Annotated in this window: 6 protein-coding genes; 5 read left to right on the top strand and 1 reads right to left on the bottom strand. The window is 64.1% G+C overall.

Translation table 11 applies throughout. The features are described 5' to 3' along the window. The first annotated feature begins 407 nt into the window (after positions 1-407). The 5 genes from DTW89_RS10570 to DTW89_RS10550 all read left to right on the top strand — a co-directional run bounded on the left by DTW89_RS10570 (position 408) and on the right by DTW89_RS10550 (position 6,444). The gene (locus tag DTW89_RS10570) at positions 408-2,033 is read left to right on the top strand and encodes an ABC transporter ATP-binding protein (RefSeq protein ID WP_236637103.1); all 1,626 of its coding nucleotides are present in this window, start codon (positions 408-410) and stop codon (positions 2,031-2,033) included. Beyond that, positions 2,020-3,093 carry an ABC transporter permease gene (locus tag DTW89_RS10565; protein WP_114655913.1) on the top strand — a complete coding sequence of 358 codons (1,074 nt, stop codon included), beginning with the start codon at positions 2,020-2,022 and terminating at the stop codon, positions 3,091-3,093. The genes DTW89_RS10570 and DTW89_RS10565 overlap by 14 nt, the downstream gene beginning before the upstream one ends. Then, on the top strand, positions 3,093-4,013 hold the full coding sequence (locus DTW89_RS10560; protein WP_114655912.1) for an ABC transporter permease: 921 nt from the start codon (positions 3,093-3,095) through the stop codon (positions 4,011-4,013). Before DTW89_RS10565 ends, DTW89_RS10560 begins: the two co-directional genes overlap by 1 nt. Positions 4,014-4,062: 49 nt before the next feature. Beyond that, positions 4,063-5,229 carry a BMP family ABC transporter substrate-binding protein gene (locus DTW89_RS10555; RefSeq protein WP_114655911.1) on the top strand — a complete coding sequence of 389 codons (1,167 nt, stop codon included), beginning with the start codon at positions 4,063-4,065 and terminating at the stop codon, positions 5,227-5,229. Positions 5,230-5,394: 165 nt separating this feature from the next. After that, positions 5,395-6,444: an adenosine deaminase gene (locus tag DTW89_RS10550; RefSeq protein WP_114655910.1), complete on the top strand. Its 1,050-nt coding sequence runs from the start codon at positions 5,395-5,397 to the stop codon at positions 6,442-6,444. Positions 6,445-6,512: 68 nt separating this feature from the next. Here DTW89_RS10550 and DTW89_RS10545 read toward each other — a convergent pair whose 3' ends face one another. Next, positions 6,513-6,959 carry an HIT family protein gene (locus DTW89_RS10545; protein ID WP_114655909.1) on the bottom strand — a complete coding sequence of 149 codons (447 nt, stop codon included), beginning with the start codon at positions 6,957-6,959 and terminating at the stop codon, positions 6,513-6,515. Between the last annotated feature and the right edge of the window lie 69 nt (positions 6,960-7,028).

The raw sequence follows: 7,028 nt of genomic DNA, 5'->3' as shown, positions 1-7,028 counted from the left end.
ATCTTGTCAGTGTCAGTTTTTGAGAAAACCCAGATTTCATGCGCCTTGCAGGCCGACCGATCCCAATCCATTGAGACACCCATCGCTAACCAGTTGAATTTGTTCAACTTTTAACCGGACACTACTGGGTTGTCATATGAAAAATGCCACTTTGATGCGTGGAGATCGTAAACACGTTGTTGGAAAGCGGAGCACCAGAGCGCACCCGGCAATGGCGCAAGCTTATGCCGCCCCGGCCAGTGTCGCAATTTCCACGCCAGATGCGGGGGGCGCCGTGGCATGGAAAAACGCCCTGTGCCGTGGTGGCTTTGCTGCTAAAAGGATAGCTGCTTACGCTTATGGAACAAGCGCAGGAACCTCTTTTGAATCCAATCGACATTCGTGAAAACTGAGAGACAATCGCCCGCATGAGTTCCACCCCTAACTTCCGCCAGCCAGGCCCGTCGGGCATGTCCGGCGCAGTGCCGCCCCGGCTGCAGCTGGTGGGCATTACCAAGCGCTACCCGGCGGTGGTGGCCAACAGCGATGTGGCGCTGACGGTGCAGCCCGGCGAGATCCATGCCGTGCTGGGCGAAAACGGCGCGGGCAAGTCCACGCTGATGAAGATCATTTATGGCTCGGTCAAGCCCGACGAAGGCAGCGTGCACTTCAACGGCCAGGCGGTGCAGGTGCGCAACCCGCAAGAGGCGCGCGCGTTGGGTATTGCCATGGTGTTCCAGCATTTCAGCCTGTTCGACACCCTCACGGTGGCCGAAAACGTGTGGCTGGGCCTGGACAAGCGCATCACACTGTCCGAGGTCACGCAGCGCATTACGGCCAAGGCGTCTGAATACGGGCTGGACATCGACCCCCTGCGTCCGGTGCACACACTGAGTGTGGGTGAGATGCAGCGCGTCGAAATCATCCGCGCACTGCTCACCAACCCCAAGTTGTTGATCCTGGACGAACCCACTTCGGTGCTCACGCCCCAGGCGGTCGAAAAACTGTTTGTGGTGCTGCGCAAGCTGGCGTCCGAGGGCTGCAGCATCCTCTATATCAGCCACAAGCTGCACGAGATCCGGGCGCTGTGCACGGCCTGCACGGTGTTGCGTGGTGGCAAGGTCACCGGCGTGTGCAACCCGGCTGAAGAATCCAATGCGTCCCTGTCGCGCCTGATGATCGGCGCCGAGCCGCCCGCGCTGGAGCACCGCGCGGTGCAGACCGGCGCCACTGTGCTGCGCGTGCAGGGCCTGTCGCTGCCGCGCGCCGACCAGTTCGGAGTGGATTTGATCGACCTTCAGTTCGAGGTGAAGGCGGGTGAGGTAGTGGGCATTGCCGGGGTCTCGGGCAACGGGCAAAAAGAGCTGCTCTACGCACTGTCGGGCGAAGACCAGCGGGCCGGGCCGGCCAGCATCCAGGTGGCGGGCCAGAACGCGGGGCGCATGGGCCCGGGCCAGCGCCGTGCGCTGGGCCTGCACTTTGTGCCGGAAGAGCGGCTGGGGCGCGGCGCCGTGCCCACCATGGGCCTGGCGCACAACCTGCTGCTCACGCGCACCAATGCCGTCAGTGGCAGTGGCTGGATCCAGGTGGGGGCACTGCAAAAGCATGCCCAGTCCATCATCGAGCGCTTTCAAGTGAAGGCGGGTGGCCCCAATTCGGCGGCCAAATCGCTGTCGGGTGGCAACCTGCAAAAGTTCATCGTGGGGCGCGAGATCGATGCCAACCCCACGTTGCTCATCGTCTCGCAGCCCACCTGGGGCGTGGACGTTGGTGCGGCCGCGCAGATTCGCGGCGAGATATTGGCCTTGCGCGACGCTGGCTGCGCCGTGCTGGTCGTGAGCGAGGAGCTGGACGAATTGTTTGAAATCTGTGACCGCCTGCATGTGGTGGCCAAGGGGCATCTGTCGCCTTCGGTGCCCCGTGCCGAAGCCACGGTGGAGCGCATTGGCGAGTGGATGAGTGGCCTGTGGCACGCCGACGTGCAGGCGCACCTGGCCCGCAACCGCGAGCAGCTTGCCGCGCTGACCCAGGGGGTGCCGCATGTTCCGACTTGAACCCCGACCGCAGGCTTCGCGCTGGTGGAGCTATGGCTCTCCGCTGCTGGCCCTGGCCGTCACGGTGCTGATTGGTGTGGCCTTGTTTGCCGCGCTGGGCAAAGACCCGGTGCGCGGGCTGCAGGTGTTCTTCTGGGAGCCGGTGCGCTCGGCCTACGCTGTGGGTGAGCTCATGGTCAAGGCCACGCCGCTGCTGCTGATTGCGCTGGGGCTGGCGGTGTGCTTTCGCTCCAACGTCTGGAACATCGGCGCGGAGGGGCAGTTTGTCATTGGTGCCGTGGTGGCCGGTGGTGTGGCGCTGCTGGCCGACAAGACCACGGGCCCCTGGATCGTACCCGCCATCTTGCTGGCCGGTGTGCTGGGCGGCATGGCCTGGGCGGGGCTGACGGCGCTGCTGCGCGACAAGTTCAACGCCAACGAAATCCTGGTCAGCCTGATGCTGGTTTATGTAGCCACGCTGGTGCTGGGTTACCTGGTCTATGGGCCCTGGAAAGACCCCATGGGCTACAACTTTCCGCAAACCAAGACTTTTGAGAAGGTCACGCAGATTCCGCGTCTCATGCAGGGCTCGCGGGTGAGCATTGGCCTGCTGCTGGCGCTGGCGGCCGCTGGTGCGCTGTGGGTGTTCTTGTTTCGCACGCGTGCCGGCTTTGCCCAGCAGGTGGGCGGGCTGGCGCCCGCAGCAGCGCGTTACGCAGGCTTTTCGTCGCGTCGGGCGCTGTGGACGGCGCTGCTGGTCTCGGGCGGTGCGGCAGGCCTGGCGGGCGCGCTGGAGGTGGCTGGCCCCCTGGGCCAGCTCACGCCCTATGTGCCGGCGGGCTACGGCTTTGCGGCCATCATCGTGGCCTTTGTGGGGCGCCTGCACCCGGTGGGCATGGTGTTTTCGGCCATTCTCATGAGCATGTTCTATATCGGCGGAGAGCTGGCGCAGTCGCGCATGGGCTTGCCCAAGTCGCTGACCGGCGTGTTCCAGGGCCTGCTGCTGTTCACGCTGCTGGCTTGCGACACGCTGATCGCCTACCGCGTGCGATGGGTGGGTGCCCGCAAGGAGGTGCGTTGATGGAATCGTATGCATTGCTGATCGGCGCCACGCTGAGCGCGGGCACCGTGCTGGCACTGGCGGCGCTGGGACTGCTCATCAACGAAAAGGCCGGCATCGTCAACCTGGGGGCCGAGGGCATGATGCTGTGTGCCGCCATTGCGGGCTTTGCCACCGTGGTGCACACCGGGAACACCTGGCTGGGCTTTGCCGCGGGCATGGCAGCGGGGGCGTTGCTGGCTGCCATCTTTGGTGTGCTGGTGATCTGGCTCAACACCAACCAGTACGCCACGGGGCTGGCGCTCAGCCTGTTTGGTGTGGGTTTTTCGGCGTTTGCGGGCATCAGCTATGTGCAGGCCAAACTGCCCGAGTTGCCCAAGTACGCGGTTCCCGTGCTGGGCGACGTGCCACTGCTCGGGCCCGCGCTGTTCCAGCAGCACCCCTTGGTCTACCTCACCATGCTGCTGGTGGCGGGGCTGATCTGGTTCCTGTACCGTTCGCGTGCGGGCCTGGTGCTGCGTTCGGTGGGTGAGTCGCCCGAGTCGGCCCATGCGCTGGGCTACCCCGTGCGCCGCATCCGGCTGGCGGCCGTGATGGCGGGTGGCGCCCTGTGCGGCCTGGCGGGCGCCTACATCTCCACCGTGTATACGCCGCTGTGGGTGGAGGGCATGGTGGCCGGGCGCGGCTGGATCGCGCTGGCGCTGACCACCTTTGCCACCTGGCGCCCGGCACGCGTATTGCTAGGTGCTTACCTGTTTGGTGGCGTGACCATGCTCCAGTTCCATTTGCAGGCCACCGGCGTGCAGGTGGCCAGCCAGTTGCTGAGCATGCTGCCTTACGTGGCCACCATCGTGGTGCTGGCGCTCATTTCACGCAATCCGGCGTGGATACGGGTGAACATGCCGGCATCGCTGGGTAAACCGTTCTATCCTGGCTCCTGAAATTTTGCTTACATTGTTGCAACCCCTTTCTCATTCATAAGGAACCTACATGACTGATCTCCAGAAACGCTCCCTGCTCAAGGTCGCCGCGCTGTCTGCCGTGGCTGCTGCCGCGCTCGTGGGCTGTGGCAAGAAGGAAGAGCCGGCACCGGCCCCAGCGCCCGCGCCTGCCCCCGTCACCGAAGCACCCGCACCCAAGCAGGAGCCTCTGAAGATTGCATTTGCCTACGTGGGCCCCGTGGGCGACGGTGGCTGGTCTTATGCGCACGACAACGGTCGCAAGGCCCTCGAAAAGGAATTCGGCGACAAGATCGAGACGAGCTTTGTCGAAAGCGTGCCCGAATCGGCCGATGCCGAGCGCGTGCTGCGCGACATGGCGGGCCAGGGCAACAAGCTGATTTTTGGCACCACCTTCGGCTACATGGAATCCATGCTCAAGGTGGCGGCCGACAACCCCGGCATCAAGTTTGAGCACGCCACCGGCTACAAGACGGCCGAGAACATGCGCACCTACGACAGCCGCACCTACGAAGGCGCCTACATGGCCGGCGTGATCGCGGGGGCCATGACCAAGTCCAACACGCTGGGCGTGGTGGGCTCGGTGCCTATTCCTGAAGTGATCCGCAACATCAACAGCTTCACGCTGGGTGCGCAGTCGGTCAACCCCAAGATCAAGACCAAGGTGGTCTGGGTGAACGAGTGGTTCAGCCCACCCAAGGAAACCGAAGCGGCCACCAGCCTGATCAATGGCGGCGCCGACGTGCTGTTCCAGAACACCGACTCGCCTGCCGTGCTCAAGACCGCTCAAGAAAAGGGCAAGCGTGCCTTCGGCTGGGACAGCGACATGACCGCCTACGGCCCCAAGGCCCACCTGGCATCGGCCGTGATCAACTGGGGCCCGTACTACATCAAGGCCACCAAGGATGCGCTGGAAGGCACATGGGCCACGGGCCAGAACTGGTGGGGCGTGAAGGAAGGCGCCATCGACATCGTCTCCATGGCTGACGACGTGCCAGCGGAGACCAAGGCCAAGGTCGAGTCCATCAAGGCGGGCCTGAAGGACGGCAGCTTCGCCATCTGGAAGGGGCCCATCGTGGGCCAGGACGGCAAGCCCGTGCTGGAAAAAGACGTGGTGGCCGACGACAAGTTCCTGGGGGGCATCAACTTCTACGTCAAGGGCGTGGAAGGCAAGATCCCCGGTGGCGACAAAAAGTAAGCGCTGCGCTGGCTGACCGTCTCACCCTGGCCGCCTTCGGGCGGCCTTTTTTTGGCTGGCAGTGGCTGCGCTGCGCGGTGTGCGGTTTGCATACCGCTGCCGACAAGGCATCATGTGCCTTGCGCCGCATCCCTTGTCCCGCGGCATCACTTTGGGAGTCTGCTGATGTTTAAAGTGCCCCCTATCACCGCGCAGCGTCTGCAAGAGCTGCTGCGGGCCATGCCCAAGGCAGAACTGCATATCCACATCGAAGGTTCGCTCGAACCCGAGCTGATCTTTGCCCTGGCGCAGCGCAACGATCTTCCGCTGCCCTATGCCAGCGTAGAGGCCCTGCGGCAGGCCTATGCCTTTACCAACCTGCAGAGCTTTCTGGACATCTACTACGCCGGGGCCAGCGTTTTGCTGCATGAGCAGGATTTTTACGATATGGCCCGCGCCTACCTTGCGCGAGCTGCTATGGATAACGTAGCGCATGCAGAGATTTTCTTTGACCCTCAGACCCACACCGCACGCGGCGTGGCGATCGAGACGGTGATCAACGGCCTGCACCGCGCCTGTGAGGACGCGCGCTCCGAGCTGGGCATCAGTTCCACACTGATCCTGTGCTTCTTGCGCCACCTCAGCGAGGCCTCGGCCTTTGAAACGCTGGAGCAGGCGCAGCCCCTCTTGGACAAGATCGTGGGCGTGGGCCTCGATAGCAGCGAGCTGGGGCATCCGCCAGAGAAATTTGCACGCGTCTTTGCCCGCTGCCGCGAGCTGGGGCTGCACCTGGTGGCCCATGCGGGCGAAGAGGGGCCACCGGCCTATATCTGGAGCGCCCTCGATGTGCTCAAGGTCGAGCGCATCGACCACGGCGTGCAGGCCGTGCACGATGCCGCCCTGATGCAGCGCCTGGCGCAAGACCGCATCCCGCTCACGGTGTGCCCGCTGTCGAACCAGAAGCTGTGCGTGTTTCCCGACCTGAAGAACCACAACCTGCGCCAGTTGCTCGACGCCGGCCTGTGCGCTACCGTCAACTCCGACGATCCGGCCTACTTTGGCGGTTATATCAACGAGAACTTTACCCAGGTGTTTGCCGCAACGGCCATGACGGCCCGGCACGCCTACCAGCTGGCGTTCAACAGTTTCGAGGCCAGCTTTGCGAGCAATGCCGACAAGCGTGTGTGGGAGCACCGCCTGAAGGAAACCTTCGAGCGCTTCGTCGAGCACGACTGACCACGCGACTGACCAGGCACCCCGCCGTCGCCGCGAATCCCCGGCGCGGGTGCGGTGCGGGTGCGGCCTCAGCCAGCGGCAAGGGCCGCGCGCAGCCTGGCCGCATGGTCGTGCAGCACCTCGGGCGATGGGTCTTTGCGCGGCCACGACAGCGCAATGCCATCCTGCGCATGGCGCGGCACCACATGCAGGTGAAAGTGAAACACGGTCTGATCGCCCTCGCGGCCATTGGCCTGCAGCAGCGTCAGCCCCGGCGGGTTGAACACCGCCATCACCGCACGGGCGACATGCTGGGCCGTCTGCATGACGGCGGCTGCCTCTTCGGGGGTGATGTCCAGCAAAGTGGCCGCATGGCGTTTGGTTGCCACCAGCACATGGCCTGGGTTGACCTGGCCCAGGTCCATGAAGGCGATGGTCAGTGCATCCTCATACACCCGGGCGGACGGAATTTCGCCCGCCACCAGGCGGCAAAAGATGCACTGGCCAGGAGGGGATGTGTCGACAAACATGGGCATCGCGGGGCTCCTCTAGGTGATGGTGCAAGGGGTTGCTGTGTGGTCATTGCCATGTGCGGCAGGCGGCCT

It is taken from the genome of Acidovorax sp. BoFeN1 (genome assembly GCF_003345135.1).
In the GTDB taxonomy this organism is placed as follows: Bacteria; Pseudomonadota; Gammaproteobacteria; order Burkholderiales; family Burkholderiaceae_C; genus Acidovorax; species Acidovorax defluvii.
The sequence above is the reverse complement of the archived record's forward strand: the minus strand, read 5'-3'. Positions and strand labels throughout refer to the sequence as shown.